Source organism: Arthrobacter sp. 10T425 (genome assembly GCF_056393985.1).
This window is the reverse complement of the sequence record NZ_JBFTGZ010000009.1, coordinates 16,375-42,282: the sequence shown is the minus strand read 5'-3', so window position 1 is coordinate 42,282 and position 25,908 is coordinate 16,375. Positions and strand designations below refer to the sequence as shown.

At 68.5% G+C, this 25,908-nt stretch carries 24 protein-coding genes; 5 read left to right on the top strand and 19 right to left on the bottom strand.

Going from position 1 to position 25,908, the window contains the following annotated elements:
* Positions 1 to 86: 86 nt before the first annotated feature.
* Positions 87 to 1,145 carry a LacI family DNA-binding transcriptional regulator gene (locus AC1DDH_RS12020; RefSeq protein WP_476955506.1) on the bottom strand — a complete coding sequence of 353 codons (1,059 nt, stop codon included), beginning with the start codon at positions 1,143 to 1,145 and terminating at the stop codon, positions 87 to 89.
* Positions 1,146 to 1,704: 559 nt separating this feature from the next.
* On the opposite strand from AC1DDH_RS12020, the gene clpB reads away from it, so the two are divergent.
* Positions 1,705 to 4,362 (top strand): ATP-dependent chaperone ClpB, encoded by a 2,658-nt coding sequence (gene clpB, locus AC1DDH_RS12015; RefSeq protein ID WP_476955505.1) that lies wholly within the window; start codon positions 1,705 to 1,707, stop codon positions 4,360 to 4,362.
* Between the two features lie 16 nt (positions 4,363 to 4,378).
* Here clpB and AC1DDH_RS12010 read toward each other — a convergent pair whose 3' ends face one another.
* Complete coding sequence (locus AC1DDH_RS12010; RefSeq protein WP_476947847.1) at positions 4,379 to 5,149, bottom strand: septum formation family protein; 771 nt, start codon at positions 5,147 to 5,149, stop codon at positions 4,379 to 4,381.
* A gap of 293 nt (positions 5,150 to 5,442) precedes the next feature.
* Here AC1DDH_RS12010 and AC1DDH_RS12005 point away from each other — a divergent pair, with 293 nt between their 5' ends.
* Complete coding sequence (locus AC1DDH_RS12005) at positions 5,443 to 5,676, top strand: DUF3073 domain-containing protein (RefSeq protein ID WP_018774150.1); 234 nt, start codon at positions 5,443 to 5,445, stop codon at positions 5,674 to 5,676.
* Between the two features lie 263 nt (positions 5,677 to 5,939).
* The gene (locus tag AC1DDH_RS12000) at positions 5,940 to 6,722 is read left to right on the top strand and encodes a VOC family protein (RefSeq protein ID WP_476955504.1); all 783 of its coding nucleotides are present in this window, start codon (positions 5,940 to 5,942) and stop codon (positions 6,720 to 6,722) included.
* Between the two features lie 89 nt (positions 6,723 to 6,811).
* On the opposite strand, the gene purM is transcribed toward AC1DDH_RS12000, so the two are convergent.
* The 3 genes from purM to AC1DDH_RS11985 all read right to left on the bottom strand — a co-directional run bounded on the left by purM (position 6,812) and on the right by AC1DDH_RS11985 (position 10,102).
* Entirely contained in the window at positions 6,812 to 7,981 is a 1,170-nt protein-coding gene (purM, locus tag AC1DDH_RS11995) for a phosphoribosylformylglycinamidine cyclo-ligase (protein WP_223913416.1), read from the bottom strand.
* Positions 7,978 to 9,654 carry an amidophosphoribosyltransferase gene (gene purF / locus AC1DDH_RS11990; protein ID WP_476955503.1) on the bottom strand — a complete coding sequence of 559 codons (1,677 nt, stop codon included), beginning with the start codon at positions 9,652 to 9,654 and terminating at the stop codon, positions 7,978 to 7,980. The genes purM and purF overlap by 4 nt, the downstream gene beginning before the upstream one ends.
* Positions 9,655 to 9,718: 64 nt before the next feature.
* Positions 9,719 to 10,102: a hypothetical protein gene (locus AC1DDH_RS11985; protein WP_476955502.1), complete on the bottom strand. Its 384-nt coding sequence runs from the start codon at positions 10,100 to 10,102 to the stop codon at positions 9,719 to 9,721.
* An 89-nt stretch (positions 10,103 to 10,191) separates the two neighbouring features.
* Between AC1DDH_RS11985 and AC1DDH_RS11980 the strand changes: the two genes are divergently transcribed.
* Entirely contained in the window at positions 10,192 to 11,040 is an 849-nt protein-coding gene (locus AC1DDH_RS11980; protein ID WP_476955501.1) for a class I SAM-dependent methyltransferase, read from the top strand.
* 127 nt (positions 11,041 to 11,167) lie between these two features.
* Here AC1DDH_RS11980 and AC1DDH_RS11975 read toward each other — a convergent pair whose 3' ends face one another.
* The 3 genes from AC1DDH_RS11975 to AC1DDH_RS11965 form a co-directional block, all read right to left on the bottom strand.
* Positions 11,168 to 12,118: a hypothetical protein gene (locus AC1DDH_RS11975; protein ID WP_476955500.1), complete on the bottom strand. Its 951-nt coding sequence runs from the start codon at positions 12,116 to 12,118 to the stop codon at positions 11,168 to 11,170.
* Between the two features lie 200 nt (positions 12,119 to 12,318).
* Positions 12,319 to 12,798 carry a thioredoxin-dependent thiol peroxidase gene (gene bcp / locus AC1DDH_RS11970; protein WP_028275479.1) on the bottom strand — a complete coding sequence of 160 codons (480 nt, stop codon included), beginning with the start codon at positions 12,796 to 12,798 and terminating at the stop codon, positions 12,319 to 12,321.
* Positions 12,799 to 13,111: 313 nt separating this feature from the next.
* Positions 13,112 to 13,300 carry a hypothetical protein gene (locus tag AC1DDH_RS11965; RefSeq protein WP_476955499.1) on the bottom strand — a complete coding sequence of 63 codons (189 nt, stop codon included), beginning with the start codon at positions 13,298 to 13,300 and terminating at the stop codon, positions 13,112 to 13,114.
* Here AC1DDH_RS11965 and AC1DDH_RS11960 point away from each other — a divergent pair.
* Positions 13,275 to 13,973, top strand: coding sequence for a serine hydrolase (locus AC1DDH_RS11960; RefSeq protein ID WP_476955498.1), 699 nt, complete (start codon positions 13,275 to 13,277; stop codon positions 13,971 to 13,973). The two genes, AC1DDH_RS11965 and AC1DDH_RS11960, sit on opposite strands and share 26 nt — an antisense overlap.
* 51 nt (positions 13,974 to 14,024) lie before the next feature.
* Here the strand turns inward: AC1DDH_RS11960 and AC1DDH_RS11955 are convergent, their stop codons facing one another.
* From AC1DDH_RS11955 to aceB, 11 genes are all read right to left on the bottom strand, one after another.
* Positions 14,025 to 14,522, bottom strand: a complete 498-nt coding sequence (locus tag AC1DDH_RS11955) for a peroxiredoxin (RefSeq protein ID WP_476955497.1) — start codon at positions 14,520 to 14,522, stop codon at positions 14,025 to 14,027.
* 44 nt (positions 14,523 to 14,566) lie between these two features.
* Positions 14,567 to 15,217, bottom strand: a complete 651-nt coding sequence (locus AC1DDH_RS11950) for a winged helix-turn-helix domain-containing protein (protein ID WP_476887145.1) — start codon at positions 15,215 to 15,217, stop codon at positions 14,567 to 14,569.
* Between the two features lie 11 nt (positions 15,218 to 15,228).
* Positions 15,229 to 16,572, bottom strand: a complete 1,344-nt coding sequence (gene allB, locus AC1DDH_RS11945) for an allantoinase AllB (RefSeq protein ID WP_476931606.1) — start codon at positions 16,570 to 16,572, stop codon at positions 15,229 to 15,231.
* The gene (locus AC1DDH_RS11940; protein ID WP_476931607.1) at positions 16,565 to 17,779 is read right to left on the bottom strand and encodes a glycerate kinase; all 1,215 of its coding nucleotides are present in this window, start codon (positions 17,777 to 17,779) and stop codon (positions 16,565 to 16,567) included. The genes allB and AC1DDH_RS11940 overlap by 8 nt, the downstream gene beginning before the upstream one ends.
* Position 17,780: 1 nt before the next feature.
* Entirely contained in the window at positions 17,781 to 19,571 is a 1,791-nt protein-coding gene (gene gcl, locus AC1DDH_RS11935) for a glyoxylate carboligase (RefSeq protein ID WP_476955496.1), read from the bottom strand.
* Between the two features lie 160 nt (positions 19,572 to 19,731).
* Positions 19,732 to 20,643, bottom strand: coding sequence for a 2-hydroxy-3-oxopropionate reductase (locus tag AC1DDH_RS11930; RefSeq protein WP_290370298.1), 912 nt, complete (start codon positions 20,641 to 20,643; stop codon positions 19,732 to 19,734).
* 94 nt (positions 20,644 to 20,737) lie between these two features.
* Complete coding sequence (locus AC1DDH_RS11925; RefSeq protein WP_476860188.1) at positions 20,738 to 21,538, bottom strand: hydroxypyruvate isomerase family protein; 801 nt, start codon at positions 21,536 to 21,538, stop codon at positions 20,738 to 20,740.
* Positions 21,539 to 21,817: 279 nt separating this feature from the next.
* The gene (locus AC1DDH_RS11920) at positions 21,818 to 21,979 is read right to left on the bottom strand and encodes a glycine zipper domain-containing protein (RefSeq protein ID WP_162159054.1); all 162 of its coding nucleotides are present in this window, start codon (positions 21,977 to 21,979) and stop codon (positions 21,818 to 21,820) included.
* Between the two features lie 166 nt (positions 21,980 to 22,145).
* Complete coding sequence (locus AC1DDH_RS11915) at positions 22,146 to 22,958, bottom strand: bifunctional allantoicase/(S)-ureidoglycine aminohydrolase (protein ID WP_028275486.1); 813 nt, start codon at positions 22,956 to 22,958, stop codon at positions 22,146 to 22,148.
* Entirely contained in the window at positions 22,955 to 24,241 is a 1,287-nt protein-coding gene (locus tag AC1DDH_RS11910) for a DUF6986 family protein (protein ID WP_476955572.1), read from the bottom strand. Before AC1DDH_RS11910 ends, AC1DDH_RS11915 begins: the two co-directional genes overlap by 4 nt.
* Before the next feature lie 66 nt (positions 24,242 to 24,307).
* Positions 24,308 to 25,906 carry a malate synthase A gene (gene aceB / locus AC1DDH_RS11905; protein WP_476955495.1) on the bottom strand — a complete coding sequence of 533 codons (1,599 nt, stop codon included), beginning with the start codon at positions 25,904 to 25,906 and terminating at the stop codon, positions 24,308 to 24,310.
* Positions 25,907 to 25,908: the final 2 nt, after the last annotated feature.

Here is a 25,908-nt window from a genome sequence, read left to right as displayed (position 1 = left end):
GCCAGTGCGCGCGGCGCGTGGTTCGGCAGGGTCGCGGGAACGGGTAGGGCTGGCCGCGGACGGGCCGGCCCGCGTGTAGCGCGGCCTCAGCTGTCAGGAGGCGTGCAGCCGCACGTCCGCCCGACGTGCAGGCGGTGCCGGCACACTTTCGAGGTATAGGTGGCGGACGGGGAATCGATGCGTTTGAGCAGCATGGCGAACGCCTCGTTGGCCATTTCCTGCTGCGGTTGGACAATGCTGGTCAGGTTGATCAGCCCGGAGCGGCTGTGCGGCAGCCCGTCACAGCCGGCGACGGCGACGTCGTCCGGGATGCGCAGGCCGCGCGACAGCGCGTATTCCATGACGCCGATGGCAAGCTCGTCGCTGCCGCAGACCACGGCCTGCGGCGGCGTTCCGGCCGAGAAGAGCCGCTCCGCCGCCAGCCTGCCGCCCTCGTTGTTAACCCTGGTGCTGATCTTCCGGTCGCCGCTGATCGTGATGCCCGCCGCGGCGGCTGTGCGGACAAACGCCTGTTCGCGGGCCAGGGAGGCCGTTGAGAACCGGGGGCCGATCACGGTGGCGATTTCGGTGAAGCCGTGGCTGAGCATGTGCTGCATCAGCGTGGTGGCTGCGGCGTCGTCGTCGATCCCGATGAAATCCGAGTCGAGGAAGTCCGCCCGGCGGGACAGGCACACGTACGGGATGCGGGCCGCCCTCAGCGTGCGGAGCGCGGTGGCGTCGTCCCGGAGCGAGGCGGCCAGGATGATGCCATCGACGTTGCGGTGCGCGAGCGTCGAGGTGACTTGGGCGAGCACCTCCGGATCGTCCTGGGTGGTGGCGACGAACACTTCGTAGCCGGACTCCGCCGCGGCCGTAATGACGCCCTGCGCCCAGCGCGGAAACATCGGATTGATGATGTTCGGCAGGATCAGCCCGATGACCCGGGTCCGCTGCGGGTCGGTTGACTGCGACGGCTTACGGGGCCTGAAGCCGAGCTCGTTCGCCACGTGGATGATGTGGCGCCGGGTCTCGGGCGAGACGCCGCCCTTGCCGTTGAGGACGTAGGAGACCGCAGCCGAGGAAACCCCTGCAGCGCGGGCCACGGCAGCGGCCGAAACCGGCGGTACGGGGCCGTCGACGGTGGCGCTTACGGCGTGTTCGTGCATGTCCGGCCCTCCTTCGCGTCGGTTCGTTTTGCTGTGACCCCAGTTACAGTAAGGAGCCCGCCGATCGTTAAGCAACGTTAAGTCATTCACGCGGGCCGTGCAGGCCGACTGCTGCCGGACATGCTCATTGTTCGCGCCCGGGCCGGGGGGACATGTCCATTGTTTGTGCCCGGGCCGAGGGGGCATGCTCATTGTTCGCGCCCGGGCCGAGGGGGCATGCTCATTGTTCGCGCCCGGGCCGAGGGGGCACGTTCATTGTTCGCGCCCGGGCCGGGGGGACATGTCCAGCCGTGGGCCCGGGCGCTGGGCATAGTGGCACTATGTCCACTCTTCGGGCGCGGGGGAGGGCATGTCCAGCGGCGGGGTGCCCAGGGGAGGGCATGTCCCGCGGCGGGGTGCGCGGCAGGGGTGCGCGGCCGCGGGGCGCACGGTGGCCGCGGGCGGTCGGCCCTAGACAGGCGTTTCGCTGTCGGCAAACATGGAGCCAGCCCCCCTCTTATCAAAGTTGAGCGATGTAGACTCAACTTTGATATCAGAACCATTCCGGAAGGAGCCCTCGTTGGACGCCAAATTCACCACCAAGAGCCAGGAGGCCCTCGCTGCGGCCGCCATGAACGCCTCGACCGCGGGCAACCCGCAGCTCGAGCCCGCTCACTTGCTCAAGGCCCTCATGGACCAGCGGGAGGGCGTCGCCGTAGCGCTGCTCCGCGCCACCGGCGCCGACCCGGACGCCGTCAGTGTCCAGGCGAGCACCGCCATCAAGGCCCTTCCGTCGACCTCCGGGAGCAGCGTGCAGCAGGCGCAGTTGTCCCGGGCAGGGCTGCAGGCAATCAAGAATGCCCAGAACGAGGCCGAGCGGCTCGGGGACGCCTTTGTTTCCACCGAACACCTGCTGCTGGGCCTTGCCGCCGGGAGCGACGGCGTCGGGAAGCTCCTGCGCGAGGCCGGCGCCTCCCACGAGGCACTGCTGGCCGCCTTCCCGGGCGTCCGCGGCGACCGCAAAGTGGACAACGCGGACCCAGAGAACTCGTTCCAGGCGCTGGAGAAGTACGGCACGGACCTCACTGCGGTCGCCCGCTCGGGCAAGCTGGACCCTGTGATTGGCCGCGATGCCGAGATCCGGCGGATCATCCAGGTCCTGAGCCGCCGCACCAAGAACAACCCCGTCATCATCGGCGAGCCCGGCGTCGGCAAGACCGCCGTCGTCGAGGGGCTCGCCCAGCGGATCGTGGAAGGCGACGTGCCCGAAAGCCTGCGCGGCAAGACGCTGATCGCCCTGGACCTCGCCTCGATGGTGGCCGGGGCAAAGTACCGCGGCGAATTCGAGGAGCGGCTCAAGGCTGTCCTGGAGGAAATCAAGAACTCTGAGGGGCAGATCGTCACGTTCATCGACGAGCTCCACACGGTGGTGGGTGCCGGCGCCACCGGGGACAGCTCCATGGATGCCGGCAACATGCTCAAGCCCATGCTGGCCCGCGGCGAGTTGCGCCTCATCGGTGCGACCACGCTGGACGAGTACCGCGAGAACATCGAAAAGGACCCCGCCCTGGAGCGCCGGTTCCAGCAGGTCTACGTGGGTGAGCCCAGCGTGGAGGACACCATCGGCATTCTGCGCGGCCTCAAGGAACGCTACGAGGCCCACCACAAAGTCTCCATCTCCGACTCCGCCCTCGTAGCGGCCGCGACGCTCTCCAACCGGTACATCTCCGGCCGGCAGCTGCCGGACAAGGCGATCGACCTCGTGGACGAGGCCGCGTCCCGGCTGCGCATGGAAATCGATTCCGCCCCGGAGGAGATCGACCAGCTGCGCCGCCAGGTGGACCGACTGACCATGGAGGAACTGGCCCTGGCCAGCGAGACCGATCCCGCCTCGGTGGAACGGCTCGCGGCCCTGCGGGCGGACATGGCGGACAAGAAGGAGGAACTCGCGGGCCTGAACGCCCGGTGGGAAGCCGAGAAGGCGGGGCTGAACCGGGTGGGCGACCTGCGGGCCAAGCTTGACGAGCTCCGCTCCGCCGCGGACAAGGCCCAGCGCGAAGGGGACCTGGAGACGGCGTCCAGGATCCTCTACGGTGAGATCCCCGCCCTGGAACGGGAACTGAACGCCGCCGCCGAGGCCGAGGCGGCCGTGCCGGACAAGTCCGGGCAGATGGTGGCCGACGAGGTCACGGCCGACGACATCGCCGAGGTGATTTCGGCCTGGACCGGCATCCCCGCGGGGCGCATGCTCCAGGGCGAGAGCCAGAAGCTGCTGAACATGGAGCACGTGCTGGGCGAGCGGCTGATCGGCCAGAAGCAGGCCGTCGCCGCGGTTTCCGACGCCGTGCGCCGCGCCCGCGCCGGGATCAGCGACCCCAACCGGCCCACCGGCTCGTTCCTGTTCCTCGGCCCCACCGGCGTCGGCAAGACCGAACTCGCCAAGTCCCTCGCGGACTTCCTGTTCGACGACGAGCGCGCGATGGTGCGGATCGACATGTCCGAATATTCGGAGAAGCACTCCGTGGCCCGGCTCGTCGGGGCGCCTCCCGGGTACGTCGGCTATGAGGAGGGCGGCCAGCTTACCGAGGCCGTGCGGCGGCGCCCGTACTCCGTGCTGCTGCTCGACGAAGTGGAAAAGGCCCACCCGGAGGTCTTCGACATCCTCCTGCAGGTGCTCGACGACGGCCGGCTCACCGACGGGCAGGGCCGCACCGTAGACTTCCGCAACGTGATCCTGGTGCTCACCTCGAACCTGGGCAGCCAGTTCCTCGTGGACCCCAACCTCGACGCGGCGGCCAAGAAGAACGCCGTCATGGCCACGGTGAACGCCTCCTTCAAGCCGGAGTTCCTTAACCGGCTCGATGAAGTGGTGCTGTTCGATCCGCTGAGCGTGGAGGAGCTCTCCCGGATCGTGGAACTGCAGGTCAAGGAGCTGGGCGAGCGGCTCAAGGGCCGCCGGCTGAACCTCGAAGTTACCGAGGGTGCCCGCGCCTGGCTGGCCGTATCCGGCTTCGATCCCGCGTACGGCGCGCGGCCGCTGCGCCGCCTGGTGCAGCGCGAGATCGGCGACCGGCTGGCAAAGGCCATCCTGGCCGGCGAAATCGCCGACGGCGACACCGTCCTGGTGGACACCGCGCCGGACCTGATGGAACTCACCATGGGCGGGCTGGGGGACGGGGAGCTGACCAGCGGCGGCGCGGCCACGGGCACCGGGCTCTCGGTCCGGCGCAAGGAGTAGGCGCCGCCGGGCAAGCCTAGGGCAGCAGGGACTCCTTGATGACGTTTCCGCCGTTCGTCGCGGCGTAGCAGTCGACCCGCCGGTCGCCCATCTCCCAGCTGCGCGGGCTCGGGTAGGCCAGCTTGTAGCTCAGGTCGTAGTCGCCGGCCTTTGCCGTGAGCGGAGCCGCCTTGCAGGCATCGCGTGCCTTCTGCTTGAGCTGGTCCCGGCCGGGGTACGAGTCATCTGGCCCGTATTTTTCCACGGCGACCAGCTGCGCCGAGTGGCCGGTGGCGCAATCCACGACGGTGGACTGCTGCGCATCCGGGTCGAAGTCCTTGAAGCAGTCCCGCAGCTGGAAGTCCAGGGGGCTGACGCCCTCCAGCGGCAACGCCCCGCGGCTGGCGGGGGCGGACGCCGACGAAGCGGCGGGGGCCGGGCTGTCGTTTTCCGCGGAGGCCTGGCCGCTGCCGGCAAATGCGGCCACAGCCCACCAGACCAGAACCGCAAGCACCACCAGGACGGCCACGGCCGCGCCGAGCCGCTTTGGCCCCTGCCGGCGGATCCGGCGGACCAGGGGGCGTGCCCGCCGTGAGAGAGCCTTCTTGGTGCGTGAGAGCGCTTTCCTGGCGCCGGCGAACGCGGTGCCGGCAAGGGCCGGGCGCGCGGGTTTCGCCGCTGCGGGTGCCGCCGCAGGATTCGTGGGCCGCGCACGGTCGGCTGTAATGACGGGCAGGGCGGACGTCGGCGGCCTCGAGGGCGGCGGCGGGATGGCCCCGGCGTCGTTCCTTGGATTCTCTTCGGTCACTGAGAAATTCACCACTTCCGTGCGTCTTTGCCGGGGCTGGAGGCCCGGCGTAGCGGCCCTTTTCTGGGCGCACATCACGAAACTCTATCGAAGATGCGCGGCACCGCGCATGCGCCGGTGGCTCCGGCCACCGTTGCGGGAGGCGCCACACTGTCCACAGGGGGCGGGCCGGCGAGCAGTTGGCGCCGAAAGCATGTAATCTAGGTGTACGACAAATTGACCAAACATTCCGGGGCCTCACCTATCGCCAAAAGGTGACCACCTCCGGTCCAAGTACAAAAGGGGGTCACGCCATGGGGCGCGGCCGTCAAAAGGCAAAAGCTACCAAGCAGGCTCGGGACATCAAGTACTACTCCCCGAACACTGACTATTCGGCCCTCCAGCGCGAGCTCACGGGCCCGGGAAGTCGTGCCACGAGCCACTTCGCGGATGACCCGGTTGAACCGGATTATTCAGCGTATGTGGATAAGTACGCGGACGATGTGGAAGACGATGACGACGAGGTTGATTCCCGTCGCATAGGTTAGCCGACGCTTCCTTCCGGCAGTTTTCTCCGGGGGGATCCATCCGGCACCGCGGTGCCAGCCAAAGATTTTCAGGCCGCCGGCCACACCTGTAACAGGCGTGGCCGGCGGCCTTTCTTGTGCCCGCAGCCTTCCGTATCCGGGCGGCCGGCTGGCCCGCGCTTCGCCGCGGATGAGCCGGCGCAGTTGTCACCGGCGGGGCACCGGGCTAGGTTGTTCGTGCCGGATTTTCCCGGACGCCACACCGATGCCCCGGCAGGACTGCCATGACCATGCGCAAAGGATTCGCCGAGGGCGAGCTCTGCTGGACGGACCTTCAGACCCCCGACGTGGAGACAGCGAAGGTCTTTTACACGGAGGTTTTCGGCTGGCGGTACGAAGACCTGCCCACTCCCGACGGACGCAGCTACGCGAAAGCCTTCCTGGGCGACGACCTGGTTACCGTGCTCGCTCCGCAGAACCCACAGCAGGAAGCCGTGGCTGAACCGGGCCGGTGGAACGTGTACTTCGCGGTCGACGACGCCCGGGACCTGGCCACCGAACTGGCGCATTCTCCCGGGCACCTTGAATTCGGCCCCGAGGAGATCGGTGACACCGGCGTCATGGTCTTCTTCGCCCCGCCCGGCGGCGGAACCACCGGGGCCTGGCAGGCCGGCAGCCACATCGGAGCCGGCCGGAGCCAGGAGGCGGGCACCTTGGCCTGGGCTGAACTGCTCACACCGGAACCGCAGGCCGCCGTCGGCTTCTTCCAACAGCTCTTCGGGCACGACGTCACCGAATACCCCCAGGACGACGGCGGCACCTACACCACGCTCATGGTGGGCGGCGCCGAGGTGGCCGGCATCGCCCGGGTCCCCGGCGACGCGCAGGACACCCTCGAGCCGGGGTGGCAGGTCTACTTCGGCGTCTCCGACGTCGCAGCGGCGGTGCAGGCTGCGGTGGCCGCGGGCGGTGTCGTGCTGATCGAACCGGACGAGGTCGAGGAAGCCGGAACCATCGCCACCCTCAAGGATCCGCAGGGCGGCGTCTTCAGCCTGCTGGAGGTTTAGGACCGCGGCTTAAACGGATCGAGTGCTCCCCACCGGCCGTTCTGAGCGTTCAAAACGGCCGAGGAGCACTCGACGTGGGTCGGGCCCGTTTAGGCGTAGGCGTTGACCAGCCGGACGGCGCCGCCGTCGACGCCCTTGGCGCCCTGGACGTAATCCGGGCCGGTCTTGAGGACCGCATCCGAGTTCTGCTCGACGGTGCCCATGATCCAGGACGGCAGGCCGCGGTCGTTGAGCCGGTTCACGGCCGCGTCGGCCGCTTCCGGCGAAACAATGGCGACCATGCCCACGCCCAGGTTCAGGGTGCGCTCGAGGTCGGCCAGCGGGACGTTGCCGAGCTCGGAAACCAGCTTGAAGATGGCAGGGAGCTCCCAGGTGGAGCGGTCGACGGTGGCCAGCAAGCCCTGCGGGAGGACGCGGGCGAGGTTGGCTGCGAGGCCGCCGCCGGTCACGTGGCTGAAGCCGTGGACGGCCTTGCCGCCCGCGGAGCCGTTCACCGGGAAGGTGCGGGCGAGGTCGAGGCAGTCCGCGGCGTAGACGCGGGTGGGCTCGAGGAGCTCCTCGCCCAGGGTGCGGCCTAGCTCGGAGACCTGGCGGTCCAGGGCCCAGCCGGCGTGGTTGATGACGCGGCGGACCAGCGAGTAGCCGTTGGAGTGCAGGCCGGAGGAGGCCATGCCGATCACCACGTCGCCGGCGCGGACGCGGTCCGGGCCGAGCAGCTGGTCGGCCTCGACAACGCCGGTGGCGGCACCGGCGACGTCGTACTCGTGTTCCCCGAGCAGGCCGGGGTGTTCGGCGGTTTCGCCGCCCACCAGGGCGGTGCCGGCGACCGAGCAGGCGGCCGCGATGCCGCGGACGATGTCGGCGATGCGCTCCGGGACCACCTTGCCGCAGGCGATGTAGTCGGTCATGTACAGCGGCTCGGCGCCCACGACGACGATGTCGTCCACCACCATGCCGACGAGGTCGTAGCCGATGGTGTCGTGGATGTCCATGGCCTGAGCGATTGCCACTTTGGTGCCGACGCCGTCGGTGGAGGTGGCCAGCAGCGGGCGCCTGTAGGTCAGCAGCCGGGAGACGTCGTAGAGGCCAGCGAACCCGCCGACGCCGCCGATCACCGAGGCGTTGTGGGTGGCCTTGACGGCGTCCTTCATGAGTTCGACGGCGCGGTCTCCCGCTTCGACGTCGACGCCGGCGGAGGCGTAGGTGATGCCGGCGTTCTGGGCGGCGTTCATGTCAGCGGCCGGGGAGGCGGAAGTCATACTGGCTCTTTCTTGTCGGCTGTGGTGACGCGGTCGGCATCGGTGAGCAGTTCTTCGAATTCGGAGTCCGGCCCCGGATCGCAACCGGTGGCGCCGGCCTTCTCGGCCGGATCGTCGGCGATGGAGGTGCCGGGTTCGGCGTCGGACGCGGCACCGGAGGGCGCCGCGGCGGAATCAGCCGCGCCGGCGGCGGTTGGGAGACCGCCGAGGTCGGTGCGCTCGAGCAGGTTCTTGCCGAGCTTGTCAGCGCCGGGCAGCTCAATCGGGTACTTGCCGGTGAAGCAGGCGGTGCAGAGACGGTCGCGCGGCTGGCGGGTGGCGTCGATCATGCCGTCTTCGGAAATGTAGGCGAGCGAGTCGGCGCCGATGGCCTGGGTGATCTCGTCGATGGTGGCGCCGTTGGCGATCAGTTCCGCCCGGGAGGCGAAGTCGATGCCGTAGAAGCAGGGCCACTTGACCGGCGGGGAGGAAATCTTGATGTGGACGCTTGCGGCGCCCGCCTCCCGGAGCATCCGCACGATGGCGCGCTGGGTGTTGCCGCGGACGATCGAGTCATCCACCACGACGACACGCTTGCCGCGGATCACGGATTCGAGGGCGTTGAGCTTGAGCCGGATGCCGAGCTGGCGCAGCGTCTGCGAGGGCTGGATGAACGTGCGGCCCACGTAGGAGTTCTTGACGAAGCCGTGCGCGAAGGGGATGCCGGATTCTTCGGCGTAGCCCACCGCCGCGGGGGTGCCGGATTCGGGCACGGGAATGACGATGTCCGCTTCCTGGGTGTTTTCGCGGGCCAGCTGGCGGCCCATTTCGACGCGGGATTCGTACACCGAGCGGCCCGCAATGGAGGCGTCCGGGCGGGCGAGGTAGACGTATTCGAAAACGCAGCCGGCCGGCGTCGCCTCGGCGAAGCGCTGCGAGCGGACGCCGTCCTCGTCGATCGCGATGAATTCGCCGGGTTCGATTTCGCGGATGAAACTGGCGCCGACGGTGGCGAGGGCGGACTGCTCGGAGGCAACCACCCAGCCGCGTTCGAGCCGGCCAAGGCACAGCGGGCGGATCCCGTAGGTGTCGCGGGCCGCGTAGAGGGTGCCCTCATCCATGAAGACGAAGCAGAAGCCGCCCTTGATCTTGGGCAGCAGCTCCATGGCCGTCTGCTCCAGGGACTTGCCCTCTTCGCCCTCCAGGAGCGCGGTCACCAGTGCGGTGTCGGAGGTGTTGCCCTGCTTCATCTCGCCGCTGAGGTTTCCGCCGTTGCGGTCCTCGATCATTGCCTTGAGCTCGGCCGTGTTGGTCAGGTTGCCGTTGTGGGCCAGGGCCACGGTGCCCGTGGACGTCGCGCCCAGGGTCGGCTGGGCGTTGGCCCAGTGGCTCGCACCGGTAGTGGAATAGCGGCAGTGGCCGACGGCCAGGTGCCCGGTCAGGGTGTTCAGCGTGGTCTCGTCGAAGACCTGGGAAACGAGGCCCATGTCCTTGTAGACGTTGATCCGCTTGCCGTCGCTGGTTGCTATGCCAGCCGACTCCTGACCGCGGTGCTGCAGTGCATACAGCCCGTAGTAGGTGAGTTTTGCTACTTCTTCACCGGGTGCCCAGACCCCAAAGACGCCGCATGCGTCCTGAGGGCCTTTTTCGCCTGGGAGAAGATCATGAGAAAGTTTTCCATCGCCGCGTGCCACTGGTCGATTATCTCACGATGTGCGCTAAGACTTTTCCGGCGGCCGGTTTATGACCTGACGCCCTTCAGCGGTGGTTCCCGTCGCGGCCCTCGTCGTCGTCGGCGTCCGGTGCGGATTCGACGACGGCGTGCTCGGCGCGGCGGACGCTCCGCCGGTCCAGGACGAGGGCGATCGCGGCACCCACGATGACGCCGCCGGCCGCGCAGAGGACCATGAAGAAGCCGAAGACCGAGGAACGGTCGAAGCTCGGGTCACCGGGCAGGGCGTAGGCGATGATGGCCGCGACGGCCACGCCCAGGAGCCCGCCCAGGATCAGGAAGGGCACATATTTCGGGGCCCGGCGGACGGTGACCTCGCGGCGCTCCGGAACGCCGCCCTGAACGTTGCCCTGTGCCGGTTCCCGCTGGGGGTCGTTGCCTGCTGTGCCGGGGGTTTCGTGGGGAGACATGCCGTTAAGCCTACTGCCCTTCGACTCATTGCCGCGGACCGCATCCCAGAGCAGACTAGGGCTAGGTACAGACGAGCTAAGGATCCGCCATGTTAGCCTCAGCCGACCGTGTTCGTGAGGAGCAGCGCTTGCTCTGGGATGAGTTCTCGGCGGGCTGGAAGAAATGGGACGCGGAACTGCTCGGCTGGCAGGCCCCGTTCGGCGACGCCCTCCGCCAGGAGCTCCGGCTCCGCCCCGACTCAGTGGTGCTGGACGTCGCGGCAGGCACGGGGGAGCCCGGCCTGAACGTGGCCGCGCAGGTGCCGGAAGGCCGTGTGGTCCTGACTGACATTTCGGCCGGAATGCTCCGGGTGGCCGAGGAGAAGGCATCGGCCCGGCGCCTGAACAACCTGGACTTTCAAGTGTGCGATTCGGCCGCCCTGCCGTTCCGCAACAACACATTCGACGCCGTGTACAGCCACTTCGGCTTGATGTTCTTCCCGGTGATGTCCGCGGCCATGGCAGAGATGGCGCGCACCGCGAGGCCGGGCGCCCGGGTGGGCGCCGTCGTCTGGGGACGCGCGGCGGCAAACCCCTGGGCCAGCCTGATCCTGGGCACAATTGCCCGGCACCGGGAACTGCCCATTCCGCCCGCCGAGACTCCCGGGCTGTTCCGCTGCGCACCCACTGGGTTCATGACCCGGATGTTCAAGGAGGCCGGGCTCGCCGAGGTGGCCGAGCACCAGGTCAGCACCGACCTGGTGCACGAATCCCCGGAGAGCTACTGGGAGTTCATGACCGACATCGCGACCACCGTGGCGATGGGCCTGGCCAAGGCGGACGCGGAGTCGCGGGCCCTGATCCGCTCGGATGTGTTCGCTCTGCTGGGCCGCTACGAGCACGACGGCGCGATCCGGCTCCGGTCCACCGCCACCGTGGTGGCGGGGACCAAGGTGTAGCCCGGCGGGCGTCCCAGGCCCGTTTTCGCGGCGTTTTCGGACAGGGGCTGCGGTTTCGGACGGGCGCGCCGGGGATCCGCGCTGCACGGGTCCGATTTCGTAGCGAATTCCCGGGAACGTGGCGGGATCAGCGCCGGCAGGACGGGAGCGGCCGCCGGGGAACGCCAGCCGCCGCCAGAAATGTGCCGAATGTTCCGGGATTGGCCAGCTCCGACCACGTCCAACGGATCACCCGGCGGCCGGTGGCACGAATCCGGTCCTCCCGGCGTTTCTCGTCGGTGAGGGCCTCGGCTGGGGTCCGGCCCTGGAGATACTCCGCCTTGCGGTACTTCACGAGGCCGTCGAACTCTCCGCAAAGCTGATCATCGGGCCAGTCAAAGTCAGTGAACGCCACTAGCCCCCGGGCATCACGAATTTCGACCTGAAGGAGGGGGACCCGGAAGCCGAGCCGATGCATCAGGGCGCGGCTCACCGATTCTCCAGGGGAGCCGGACGCAGGATCAGCAAACTGCAGGGCGGTCCGGATCCGCCGGGCCGCTGCTGCCGTGTAGTTGCCGCCGATGCCGGCGTCGAGTTCCCCGCGGCTGAGCGGTGCCAGGTTGCCAGGCCGCTGCCCCAGGACATGGTCGAATACTGCGACGCCCTGCTCAAACGATTCGAAGGCGGCCAGGTCCAGTGCTGTCCGGACACGGTCTGTGACCAGGAGCCCGTGACGTTTCTCGATCTGCACCGAGCCCAAATCGACCAGATGCCGGCGGACCCCGGCGCGCGAGCGCCCGCCGCCGCCGTCGGACGTGCAGGCATGCACCAGATGGCTGTGGCCCAGAACCGGCATGTCCCACAGCACAGCGGAGGACTGGCGGCAGAAGACGGTCCGGCTCCGCAATGTGGAAGCAGCCGCCCGGATGAGGACCCGATTCCTGTCCCACGGCGGCAGCGCCTCCCACTCGTGGGCCCGGACGTACACTCCCTGCCTGATGCGCCGGAGCTGCCCGGCTTTCGCCTGCCGTGCAAGGCCCCGTGCGTCCTGGCCGAGGCGCGCGAGGTCGCTGCTGAGAATCAGTCGGGGTAGGTCCATGCCCCGATGCTGGCCCGCGCTGCGGGGCCGGACAACCACCGGCGGGGCGGATGTGGAAAACTACTCCGCTGCGGCTTCGGACCGGCGCGCAGCTATGGGAACCGCGCGCCGCGGATCCGCGCTGCATCTGTCCGATTCCGCCGCGGTGGTCCGAATCCGCCGCGAGAACGCCGCGAGAACGCCGCGGGAGCGGTGCAGCGTTAGACGCCCAGTGCTTCCTTCAGCGACGCCACGTGGCCCTGGGCCTTGACCTGGTACTGCGCCAGTTTGACCTTGCCCTCGGGGTCCAGCACCACGGTGGAGCGGACGATGCCCTCCGTGACCTCGCCGTGGACCAGCTTCTCGCCCCACGCGCCGTAGGCGAGGGCCACGGCGTGGTCCTCGTCGGCCAGGAGCGGGAAGGTCAGGGCGAAGTCGCCGGTGAAATGGGCCAGGGCCTCGGGGGCGTCGGGGGAGATGCCCAGGACCTCGTAGCCGGAGCCCTGCAGGGACGCGAGGTTGTCGCGGAAATCGCACGCCTCGGTGGTGCAGCCGGGGGTTGCCGCCTGCGGGTAGAAGTACACAATGACGTTCTTGCCGCGGTAGTCGGCCAGGGCAACCGGCTTGCCTTCGGCGTCAGGCAGGGTGAAATCCGGGGCCGGGGTGCCCGGCTGAAGCTTGACGGTCATGTTTGCGCTCATGATGATCCTTCGGGGGTGGACAACGGGTCTGTGATGCACAACATCGTGGACCGAGGCTGTATTCCGCCGCCTGGGTCTGGCAAGGACCCGTCCGGGGCGGCTTTGGCAGGCTTGGGGCCGACAGCTTTTTCATAGCTCCGGCATAGCTGCCGTAGCTAGATTGAAGTCATTATGGAACAGCGAAATCCACAGCAGCGACGATTTGGATTCGGGCGCACTTCCGGCCGCGGGCGCGTCGAGTGACCGTCCGGCCACGGGCCTTGATGGGTACGGTCTGTGCAGCAGTGCTCGCGGTCGTCCTGGCCGCAGGTATCTATTCCTTTGCGCAAGTCCGCTTGACGGCGGCGAATCCCACGGCGGTGAATCCCACGACGGCGTCTGCCACGCCGTCTGCCGCGCCGACGGCGGAGGCCAGCGCGTCGCCGTCGGCCAGCCCCGATGCGGCGGCCCAGGCATCCGGACCGGCGCCGGGAACGGTGGAGGAGGCCCTGGATGCGCGCATCAAGGCCATTCTCGATGCCAACAGCCAGTTCCAGATCGGCGTGGCGCTGGTCGACCTCGCCCAGGACCCCGGCGCCGCGGACGTCCACGAATACGGGGTCCGGGAGGAGTTCGTGGCGGCGAGCACCGCCAAAGTGCTGGCCGCGGCGGCTTACTACCACCTGGTCGAAACCGGGGCGGCCAGCCTCGATGACCCTTTGGGGAGCTACACCGCCGGCTTCCAGCTCCGGGAGATGATCCAGCAGAGCGACAACGACTCGTGGTCGCTGATCATGGATGCCGTGGGCCACGAGGAGCTGACGGAGTACGCGGCATCGCTGGGCGTGAGCTATGACCCGGAAACCAACACGCTGACACCGGCGGAAATGGCGACGATCCTGGCGGGGGTCTATTCCGGGACGCTCCTGACGGCAGACCACACCGCCCAGCTGTTGTCCTATATGCAGGACACCAACTACGAAACGCTCATTCCCGCCGCCGTTCCGGAGGGGATCACGGTCTTCCACAAGTACGGGCTCCTGGGCGGTGAACTGCATGACGCCGCCGTCCTCGCGCAAGGCAGCACCGCATACGCGCTTGTCATCTACACCAAGGGCCAGGACTTGAGCGACGTCCCGGAACGCACCGAGGTGATCCATCAGCTGACGCAGGCCGTGGCGGGCGCCCTCTTCTAGGCCGTTTCCAGCCCGCGCACGTCCGGGTCCGCCCGCATGGCGTCCGAGCCCCTAGATGCCAAGCTCCTCCCGCAGCGCCCGCACGTGGCCCTGCGGACTGACGTGGTATTGCGCCAAGACCACGTTGCCATCGGGACCGACAACCACGGTGGACCGGATCGTGCCTTCGCGGACCTCGCCGTCCATCAGCTTCTCGCCCCAGGCGCCGTACGCGAGGGCCACAGCGTGGTCTTCGTCCGCGAGAAGGGGGAACGTGAGCGCATGTTCCGCGGCAAAGGCGGACAGGGCCTCCCGGGCGTCGGGTGAGATGCCAAGGACCTCGAAGCCTGCGCCGTGGAGGGCAGCGAGGCTGTCTCGGAAGTCGCAAGCCTCGGTGGTGCACCCGGGAGTGGCTGCGCGGGGGTAGAAGTAGATGATGACGCTTTTGCCGCGATAATCGGCCAGGGAGATCCGGCGGCCCGCAGCATCTGGCAGCGTGAACCCGGGTGCTGGATCTTCGCTGTGCAGCTTAGTGATGGCGTGCAGCTTGGTGGTCACGGTGGATTGCATGCAGTTCCTTCGATCGAGGGTCGGGATGGTTGTGGCAGCGGAGCTCAGATGCTGTATTCCGCTGGTCCGCGGACCGTCGCCCGCGGACCGGGGACGAAGCGGTAGCCGCCGCTGCGGACGGTGACGACGGCGTGCCGGCAGCCCTTGAGTTTCCGGCGCAACCGGCCGACGTACACGTCGATGGACCGGGTTGCCGCGCCCGGGGTGTCGAACGCGTCGAGGCAAAGCTGCAGCTCCTGCCGGCTTACCGTGCGGGAGCAGTTCTGCACGAGACATCTCAGAAGCGTGAACTCCAGATCCGTCAGGGGCACCCGCTCTCCATCCAGCCTGGCGTCTCCGGCCGCGAGGTCGACGGCGAGCCGGCTGATGCTGCCGGGGACGGGCTCCAGGCCCGCCCCGCCGGTGTCCCCGGCGGGATCTGCTGTTCCCGCCGGGGTGCCGTCGTCTCCGGGGGACCGGACGACGGCGGATGTTGCGGCTCCGGCGGCGGGCCTAAAGTGGACTTCCGCCTCCGGGGCACATCTGAGGGCGCGGCCGAGCACGAGTTCGGCCGCGCGGGCCAGGCACACCGGGTCAACGTCGGAGTCGTCCGGCACCGTGACCCAGACCGCCAGTCCCTTCGCGGTGAGGCCGGCCTGCCGTGCCTGCCCGTTATGCCGGGCCCGTCCGTGAACGGCGGGCGGGGTGCCGGCCACGGCCGCCTGGCTCACACGCCGCCGCGGCGGATCAGCTTGCCGGCCGGGGTCCGGCCGTCGATCAGGGTGCCGCGGAGGTAGGTCTGCCGGACGACGCCGGAAAGCGCCTTGCCGTCATACGGGGTGATGGGGTTCTTGTGCTTGAGCTTGGAGACATCCACAACGAAAGCCTCGTCCGGGGCAAATACGGCGAGGTCGGCGTCGTATCCCAGCGCCAGTTGGCCTTTGTTGCCCAGGCCGGCGAGTTGGGCCGGCTTTGCCGCCATCCACGAGAGAACCTGCTCGAGCGGGATGCCGCGGTGCCGGGCCTCGGTCCAGATCAGCGACAGGCCCAGCTGCAGCGAGGAGACGCCGCCCCAGGCCACGGCGAAGTCACCGTTTTCCAGGTCCTTCAGGTCCAGGGTGGACGGGGAGTGGTCCGAGACGATGCAGTCGATGGTGCCGTCCCGCAGGCCGGCCCACAGCAGTTCGCGGTTGGAGGCTTCGCGGATCGGCGGGCAGCACTTGTAGGCTGTGGCGCCGTTCGGGATTTCCTCGGCCGTCAGCGTCAGGTAGTGCGGGCACGTTTCCACGGTGAGGCGAACGCCGTCGCGCTTGGCGGTGGCGATCATGGGGAGCGCGTCGGAGGAGGAAAGGTGCAGGATGTGGGCGCGGGCTCCGGTCCAGCGGGCCCGTTCGATGACCTCGGCGACGGCCTTGTTCTCGGCCCCGCGCGGGCGGGAGGCCAGGAACGTGGAGTAGTGGTCGCCGCCGGGGTGGGGCGCGTGGTCGATCGCGTGGGAGTCCTCGGCGTGGACGATCATGAGCGAGTCGAAGGACTTGAGCTCGGCCATGTCCTGTTCCATTTCGTCCGCTTCCAAGTGCGGGAACTCGTCCACGCCGGAGTGCAGCAGGAAGCATTTGAAGCCGAAAACGCCCTCGTCGTGCAGCGGCCGCAGTTCGTTCTTGTTGCCCGGGACGGCTCCGCCCCAGAAGCCGACGTCCACGAACACCTGGTCCCCGGCCACCTCCCGCTTCAGTTTCAGGGCCTCCACGGTAGTGGTGGGCGGGATGCTGTTCAACGGCATGTCAATGAGGGTGGTGACGCCGCCGGCCGCTGCCGCCCGGGTGGCGGACGCGAATCCCTCCCACTCGGTCCGGCCGGGCTCATTGACGTGCACGTGGGTGTCCACGAGGCCCGGCAGGAGGGTCTCGTCGTCGGCGAGTTCAATGACTTCACGGCCGGAGAGGCCGTTGCCCAGCGGCTCGATCGCGACAATCACGCCGCCGCGGATGCCGACTTCCCGGGCGGCGATGCCGGCGGTGGTCAGCACCCGCTGCCCGCGGAAGACGACGTCGTAGGTTTCTTCAGACACTGAGGGTCTCCTTTCCCGGAGCACTGTCCAGGGCGCGGGCGCCCTGCGCGGAGTGCGCCACGTTGGCCAATTGCTCGCCGAGTTGCCGTCCGAGGCGCTCCAGCAGCGCCGCGGCGTCGGTTATACATGTGTCTACATTGCTTTCCAGCTCCGTCAAAGCGTGGACTGCGAGGAACCCGGAACTGCTGATCTGCTCCGGGGTCAGGACGGACCGGCCGCACACCGCGACCACCGGAACCTTGGCGCGGCGCGCCGCCCGGGCAACGCCCACCGGAGTCTTGCCCAGCAGGGTCTGTTCGTCGAGGCTGCCTTCGCCGGTGATCACCAGATCCGCGCCGGCCAGCCGCTCGGCCAGCCCGGTGAATTCGAGGACGACGTCGATGCCGGGCCGGCGGGTCGCGGCCAGTACCGCGATGGCTGCGTAGCCCACGCCGCCGGCAGCTCCGGCACCCGGAGCGTCCGCAGCCTTCCGCGCGCGGGGCCCGATTTCGGCGCAGAGCACGTCCACAAAGCGGGCCAGGGCGGCGTCGAGGGCTGCTACGTCCTCGGGGTCGGCGCCCTTCTGCGGACCGAAGATCGCAGCGGCGCCTTGGGCACCAAGCAACGGGTTGTCGACGTCGCTGGCGAGTACGAAGCGTGCGCCGTCCAGGCGGGAATCGAAGCCGGAGAAGTCGATCCAGTCCAGCCGGGCCAGGGCCGCACCGCCGGGCGGAAGTTCGTTGCCGTCGGCATCGAGGAGCTTGGCACCGAGTCCCTGCAGGACCCCCGCGCCCCCGTCGGTGTTGGCGCTGCCGCCGACGCCCAGGATGATCTGCCGGCACCCGGCGTCGAGCGCGGCCCGGATCAGTTCGCCGGTTCCCTTGCTGCTGGCGCCATTGGCGGAGGCGGAATCAGGGCGGCCGCCCCTGCCGCCGGGCAGGACGGCGAGGCCGGACGCGGCGGCCATCTCGATGACCGCCTCGCGTCCGCGGACCGCGAACTCCGCCCGGATCGGCGCGCCGGTGGGGCCGCTGACGACGGCGCTGCGGCGGGTGAAGCCGGAGCCGACGGCGGCATCGAGGGTGCCCTCGCCGCCGTCGGCCACGGGAATCCGCAGTACCTCCAGATTGCCACCGCAAGCCCTCTGCAGCCCTGCTTCGAGGTGCCGGGCGACGTCCGGGGCCGAGAGCGATCCCTTGAACTTGTCCGGCGCTATGACGACGCGCATCTCAGGCCTGCAGGGCCAGAATGGCGGTGGGGGCGTCCTCGGCGGTCTCGGCCAGGGCCTCGAACTCGTTGACGGCGTTGATTTCGGTGCCCATGGAGATGTTCGTGATCTTCTCCAGGATGACTTCCACCACCACCGGAACCCTGAACTCGCCCAGGAGCGCCTTGGCCTTGTCGAACGCGGCAGGCAGGTCCTCCGGGTTTTCCACCCGGATCGCCTTGCAGCCCAGGCCCTCGGCCACCTTAATGTGGTCCACGCCGTAGCCGCTTGCGGTTGCAGAGAGATCCGTGGAGTTGATGTTCTCGAACGCCAGGGACACGTTCTGTTCCATGTTGAAGCCGCGCTGGGACTGCCGGATCAGGCCGAGGTAGGAGTTGTTGACCACAACGTGGATGTACGGCAGGTTGAATTGCGCGCCCACGGCCAGTTCCTCGATCATGAACTGGAAGTCGTAGTCGCCGGAGAGGGCAACCACGGTCTGGTCCGGCTTGCCCCGGACCACGCCCAGCGCGGCGGGGGCGGTCCAGCCCAGCGGGCCTGCCTGTCCGGCGTTGATCCATTTGCGCGGGCCGAACACGTGCAGCATCTGGGCGCCGGCGATCTGCGACAGTCCGATGGTGGACACGTACGTGGTGTCCTTGCCGAATGCTTTGTTCATTTCCTCGTACACGCGCTGCGGCTTGATCGGCACGTTGTCGAAGTGGGTCTTGCGGTGCAGTGTGGCTTTGCGCCCGGAACATTCGTCAACCCAGGCGGTGTAGTCCGGCAGGGACCCGGCGTCCCGGCGTTCCCGGGCCAGCTCCAGCAGCCCATCCAGGGCGGCGCCGGCGTCGGAGGCGATGCCGAAGTCCGGGGAGAACACGCGGCCGATCTGGGTCGGCTCGATGTCGATGTGCACGAACGTGCGGCCGGCGGTGTAGGTGTCCAGGCCGCCGGTGTGGCGGTTGGCCCAGCGGTTGCCGATGCCGATCACGGAGTCGCTGCGCAGGAAGTTCTCGTTGCCGTACCGGTGGCTGGTCTGCAGGCCCACCATGCCGGCCATGAGTTCGTGGTCATCCGGGATCACGCCCCAGCCCATCAGGGTGGGGATCACGGGGACGCCCAGCAGCTCGGCCAGTTCCACGAGCTGGGCCGAGGCTCCGGCATTGATGATGCCGCCGCCGGCCACGATGAGCGGGCGCTCGCCTGCGGTGAGCATGTCGAGTGCCTTTTCCAGTTGCTTCCGGCTGGCCCTGGGCTTCTCCACGGGCAGGGGCTCATAGGTGTCGATATCGAATTCGATCTCGGCCATCTGCACGTCGATCGGCAGGTCCAGCAGGACCGGGCCCGGCCGGCCTGAGCGCATGAGCTGGAAAGCTTTCTGGAAGGCTCCGGGAACCTGGCCGGGTTCAAGGATGGTCATGGCCAACTTGGTGACCGGCTTGGCGATGGACTCGATGTCCACGGCCTGGAAGTCCTCCTTGTGCAGCTTGGCCACGGGTGCCTGGCCGGTGATGCAGAGCATCGGGATGGAATCGGCCCACGCCGCGTACAGGCCGGTGATCATGTCCGTGCCCGCGGGGCCCGAGGTGCCGATGCAGATGCCGATGTTGCCGTTCTTGGCCCGGCTGTAGCCGTCGGCCATGTGGCTGGCGCCTTCAACGTGGCGGGCCAGGGTGTGGCGGATGCCGCCGTGGGCCCTCATGGCCGAATAGAACGGGTTGATCGCCGCGCCTGGCAGGCCGAACGCCTCGGTGGCGCCCTCCTTTTCCAGGATGGCGACGGCTGCGTCTACAGTGCGCATCTTCGTCATGGTGTGCTCCTTGAAGGTCTGTTTTTGGGTGTGCTGAAGGGAAGCCCGGCGAATCGTCGCGGGCACCTCTTGTTGGGGGGAGGGCGGGCCGCCGTCGTAAATCTCGACGCCGGCCGGTGCGTTCGTGTCGAAGTGCCCCTTGACGGGGCGGCAGCGCCGCTTAGTTGCGGCCGCTGAGCTTCAGGACCTGCTTGAAAAGGCCCGAGTGGTCCAGTCCGCCGTCGCCCTGGTTGACGGTGGCGGCGACGAGCTGCGCGACGATGGCGCCGAGGGGGACGGCGACATTGGCCTCGCGGGCCGCGGAGGTGACGATGCCGAGGTCCTTGTGGTGCAGGGCCAGGCGGAAACCGGGGTCGAAGTTGCGGTCCAGCATTTTCTGGCCCTTCTGCTCCAGGACCTTGGAGCCGGCCAGGCCGCCGCCGAGGACCTTGAGGGCGGCGTCCGTGTCCACGCCGTAAGCCTCGAGGAAGGCGATCGCCTCGCCAAGGACTTCAATGTTGACGGCCACGATCAGCTGGTTGGCTGCCTTGACGGTCTGGCCGGCGCCGGAGGGCCCCACGTGGACGATGGTCTTGCCGACGGCGGCCAGGACATCCCGTGCCGCCTCGAAGTCGGCGGCGTCACCGCCCACCATGATGGAGAGCGCGGCGTCGATGGCGCCTTGTTCGCCGCCGGAGACCGGGGCGTCGAGGGGACGGATCCCGGCGGCCCGGGCGTCGTCGGCGAGGCGTTTGGCGACGTCGGGGCGGATGCTGCTGGCATCAACCCACAGGGCGCCCGGCTTGGCGTTGTCGAACACGCCGTCGGGACCGCTGACCACGCCTTCGACGTCGGGGGAGTCCGGCACCATGGTGATGACCACGTCGGCGTCCCTGACGGCCTCCGCGATGCTCGCGGCACCCTTGCCGCCTTCGGAGACGAGCTTGTCGGTCTTGTCCTGGCTGCGGTTGAAGCCCGTGACCGCGTGGCCGGCCTTGACGAGGTTGATGGCCATGGGCAGTCCCATGATACCGAGGCCGATGACTGCGATGTTGCTCATTGTGGTTCTCTTTCTGAAGTCTTTGTGTTCGATGTAGCGCGGGTGTGCTTCTTTGCCACGGCGGGCGGTGGGCCCACGCCCGCCGGGTTCCCTGGCCGAGCTTGCGAGGTTAGGGAGCGGGTGGGGATTACTGCGGGACGCGCTGGCGGATGGCCCAGCTGAATGCGGTCTCCGCGGGTTCCTTGTATTCGAGGCCGATGTAGCCCTCGTAGCCGAGTGCGCGGCTGCGGGCGATCCATTCGCCGAGGGGAAGCTGCCCGGTTCCGGGAGCCCCGCGGCCGGGGTTGTCGGCGATCTGGATGTGGCCGAAGTCCTTGGCGTGCTTTTCGATGACGGCGGCGACGTCGTCACCGTTCACGGCCAGGTGGTAGAAGTCCGCGAGGAGCTTGACGTTCCCGGCGCCGGATTCCTGCTTGACCCGGGCGATCACATCGAGGGCATCCTGCGCCTTGAGCAGGGGGTACCGGGGGGCGCCGCTGACGGGTTCCAGGAGGACCGTACCGCCGATGCGGGCCACGCCGGCAGCCGCCGTCGCGAGATTTTCGGCGCCAATGGCGTCCTGCTGCTCAGCGGATTCGCCGTCAATGCGGTTGCCGTAGAGGGCGTTGAAGGCCTTGCAGCCGAGGCGCTCACCGATGCCGGCGACGACGTCGATGTTGTCCTGGAATTCGGTGGAGCGCGCGGGCCAGGAGACCAGGCCGCGGTCGCCGCCGGGCATGTCGCCCGCGTTGAAGTTCAGGCCCGTCAGCTGAACGCCGGCGTCGGTAATGGCGTTCTCAAACCGGGCAACCTCGACGTCGGTGGGGACGGAGGTCTCGAAGGGCCACCAGAATTCTACGGCGTCAAAACCGGCGGCCTTCGCGGCGGCCGGTCGTTCCCAGAGGGGGAGCTCCGTCAGGAGGATGGAGCAGTTCACGGTGTACGTCATTATGGGTTCCTTCCGGTGTGGGCGGGAGCTGGATCCCGGGCACCTTTGCCTTGCGGATCCTTGCTTGTTTTCCGCCTTGTGGAATTAAGATTCTGCTTTATGAAAAGTGTAGGGAAGGTTGGGCCGGGGAGTCAAGGGGTGAGCGAATGGAGGTGTGGCTGCGGGGTGAGGCGCGAGGGACCCCGATATTCTTGCCCCGGCACCTCGGAGCGCGGGAGCCTACGGTATTTCAGGTTCCGGCAGTTCAGGGCGCGCGGGCAGCAGATGCGGCGAAATTCCCTACCGCTTCGTTGGGTCCTTGCGGATGCCCAGGCCCACGAGTGCGCCGACCCCGAGGCCGATCAGCAGGCCCGTGAATGGCTTGTCGACGGTGGTGACTCCGATGGCGAAGCCGAGGGCCGCGCCAAGGAGCATTCCGATCCACAGGGATTCGTACTTCACAGCCTCAGGCTAGCAAGCATCGCCCGGGCCGCAAGGGCTCCGGGCTGGGTGACCAGATTTGGTGCCGAGGCGCGGCCGGCGGAACCACGGAGGAGTCCGCCCCGTCAGACGGGGCGGACTCCACTACGTGGATCGGTATTGGTGGATCGGTATTGGTGGATCGGTCTTAGGTCAGGCGGATCTGGCGGTTGACGTCCTTGTACAGCAGGTACCGGAAGTTGCCCGGACCGCCGGCGTAGCACGCCTGGGGGCAGAAGGCACGCAGCCACATGAAGTCGCCGGCCTCCACCTCCACCCAGTCGTCATTGAGCCGGTAGACGGCTTTGCCTTCCAGCACGAAGAGGCCGTGCTCCATGACGTGGGTTTCCGCGAAGGGGATGGAGGCGCCGGGCTTGAGGGTGACGATGTTGACGTGCATGTCGTGGGCGAGGTCCTCCGGGTCCACGAAACGCGTGGTGGCCCAGGCCCCGTCGGTGTCCGGCATCGCCCGCGGTGCGACGTCCTGGTCGCGGGTTACAAAGGATTTCGCCGTGTAGCCGTCCAGCGGCTCGTAGGCCTTCCGGATCCACTGGAAACTGGCGATCTCCCCGGACTCGTTCGCCACGGACCATTGGGCCCCCGCGGCGAGGTAGGCGTAGCCGCCCTCGCCCAGCCTGTGGATTTCCCCCTCAAGGGTCAGTGCCAGGGCGCCCTTGGTCAGGAAGATAACGCCTTCGACGCCGGCCTCCGGCTCGGGCTTCTCCGAACCTCCGCCCGGTCCCACCTCGACGATCAGCTGCGAGAACGTCGTGGCAAAACCGGCGATGGGCCGGGCCAGGATCCAGGAACGGGTGTTGGTCCAGCCGGGCAGTTTGCTCGTGACGATGTCCCGGAGCACGCCCTTCGGAATGACGGTGTAGGCCTCCTTGACCACGGCCCGGTCCGAGAGGATCTGGGTCTGCGGCGGAAGCCCGCCTTCGGGGTAGAAATAGTTGCTCATGGGTGCGTTCCTTTTGCTGAGGGAGTGGAGGTGTTGGCCAGCCGGGGGTGGGCCAGCGCGGTGAGTTCGGGGAGCCCGACGCCGGCCAGCGCCAGGACTTCTTCGGTGCCGACGGCGCCGCACTGGACGCCGCGAAGCACGAAGGCTGCCAGAGCCCGTGCGGTGGCGGGTTCATCCAGAACGCCGCCGGCGGTTTGGTCCACGTAATTGCGGAGCCGGGCAGCGGCGGCCGGGAGCCCTTGCCGGTAGAAGGCGTAGGTCGCGGCGAACCGGCTGGGCAGCTGGGCGGGGTGGAGGTCCCAGCCCTGGTAGTAGCCGCGTTCCAGCGAGCGGCGGACCAGCCGGCCGTGGAGCTGCCAGGCCTGCTCCACGTTCCCGCCCACCGGGATGATGTTGGTGGAGCCGTCGGAGAGCCGGATCCCGGTGCCGGCCGCGGCAAGCTGCATGACTTCTTTGGCAAAGTCCGCCACGGGATGTTCCATGGACTGGTATTCGGCGGAGATCTGCAGCGATGCTGAGTAGTCGTAGGTGCCGTAGTGCAGCCCGCTGATCCGGCCGGGCACCGCGTGCGGCAGGCGCGCCACCGGCGAGGTTCCGTCCGGGCCCAGGATGAGCTGCGGCGTTTCCACCTGCACCTCAAAGCGGAGCCGGCCCGCGGGGAGCGAGTGGACTTCCTCGAGCCGGGACACGGCGAAGGCCATGGCCTCCACCTGCGCCACCGTGGTGACCTTGGGCAGGGTGAGGACGAGCCCGTCCGGCAGTTCGCCGGCCGTGGCCAGCTGCGAGACGAAGAGATCCAGGGTCCGCAGACCCCGGGCGCGGGTGGCAGCCTCGAAGCACTTGAAGCGGATCCCGATGAACGGCGGCGCGGTACCGGCGGCGACGGCGGCGGCCACGGCAGATGCCGCGGCGACAGCGGCGGCGTCCTCGGCGTCGTCACCCCGGTCCCCGAACCCGTCCTCAAAGTCCAGGCGGAGGTCCTCGATCGGCTCGCGTGAGAGCTTGGCCCGGACCCGCGGCGCGACGGCGGCGGCCAGTTCGGCTTCCTGGCCCTGCAGCGCGCACAGGCTTTCGACGCCGCCGCGGGCGTCCACCGCGGCGAGGGCCTGGCCGCCCCAGTCCGCGGCGAACTCCGGGCTGAAGCGGTCGGCCGGAACGTAGACGGTGTGCACCGGCTGGCGGGAGCCGTCGTCGCCCGGGTAGCTGCGCTCCAGCAGCCGGTCGGTGTCGGCGAGCTGCGCATCGATCCGGGCGAGGTCGGCCCCGGAGAGGGCAGGTGTCACCGGCCCCTGACGCTGCAGATGGCTGCGTGGTTGCGGCCTGGCGCTGGCGGAGGTGGCTGCCATGCCTCAGCCCACCAGCTCGTACGCCGGCGTGGTGAGGAAGTCCGTGTAGTCCTCGGACAGGCAGATGTCGCCGATGAGCTTGCTGGCGGGCAGGTAGTGCTTCACGAAAGCGTCCTCGCCCACCTCGCCCCGGAGCTTCTCGGTTTCCTCGGCCAGGATCCCGGATACCAGCTCGCGGGTGACGGTCCGGCCAGTGTCGGCGAGCACAGAGTGGTTGCGGATCTGCTGCCAGACCTGGGACCGCGAGATTTCCGCCGTCGCCGCGTCCTCCATCAGGTTGTGGATGGCGACCGCGCCGTTGCCCGAAATCCACACCGCTGTGTAGGCGACGGCAACGTAGAGGTTCAGGCGCATGCCTGCCTCGGTGACCGTGCCACGGGCGGAGGCGACGTCCAGGAGCTGGTCCGCGGTGACCGAGACTTCCGGGCGCTGCCTGTCCAGCTGGTTCGGCCGCTCGCCCAGGACGGCGTCGAAGACGTCCCGGCAGACCGGCACCAGGTCCGGGTGGGCCACCCAGGAACCGTCAAAGCCGTCGTTCGCCTCACGGGTCTTGTCCGCGCGCACTTTCTCGAACGCCTGGGCTGTCACCTCGGGTTCGCGGCGGTTGGGAATGACAGCTGCCATGCCGCCCATGGCGAAGGCGCCGCGGTGGTGGCAGGTCTTGACCAGCAGTTCGGTGTAGGCGCGCATAAACGGCGCAGTCATAGCCACGGTGGCGCGGTCCGGCAGCACAAAGCGCGAGCCGGCGTCACGGAAGTACTTGATGATGCTGAACAGGTAGTCCCAGCGGCCGGCGTTCAGGCCAGAGGCGTGGTCGCGGAGTTCGTAGAGGATCTCGTCCATTTCGAACGCTGCGGGGATGGTCTCGATCAGGACGGTCGCGCGGATGGTGCCTTGCGGAATGCCGAGGTAGTCCTGGGCGAAGACGAAGACCTCGTTCCACAGCCGGGCCTCGAGGTGGCTCTCCATCTTGGGCAGGTAATAGTACGGGCCATGGCCATTCTTCAGCAGCTGCCTGGCGGTGTGGAAGAAGTGCAGGCCGAAGTCCACCAGGGCGCCCACGGTGTGTTCGCCGTCGATCAGCAGGTGGCGCTCTGCCATGTGCCAGCCGCGCGGGCGGGCGACTACGACGGCCAGGGGGGCATCGGTCCGGAGCGTATATTCCTTGCCCTCGGGGGACGTGTAGGCCAGGGTTCCCGCCGCGGCGTCGCGGAGGTTCAGGATTGATTCGATCACGTTGGACCAGGTGGGAGTGCTGGCGTCCTCGAGGTCCGCGAGCCAGACCTTGGCCCCGGAGTTCAGGGCATTAATGGCCATCTTGGCCGGTGCGGCCGGACCCGTCATTTCCACCCGGCGGTCCTGCAGGGCTGTCGGGGCCGGGGCCACCGTCCAGTCGCCTTCACGGATATCACGGGTTTCCGGCAGGAAATCGAGCCGGCCGGTGCGGGCCACCTCGTCGCGTTTGACCGCGCGGGCCTTGAGCAAATCCGCGCGGGTGGCGGCGAAACGCTGGTGCAATTGCTCAATGAAGGCCAGCGCCTCGGGTGTGAGGATCTCCTCCGCGCGGTCAACGGGGCGGCGGGCTGAAATGGTGAGGGCCATTG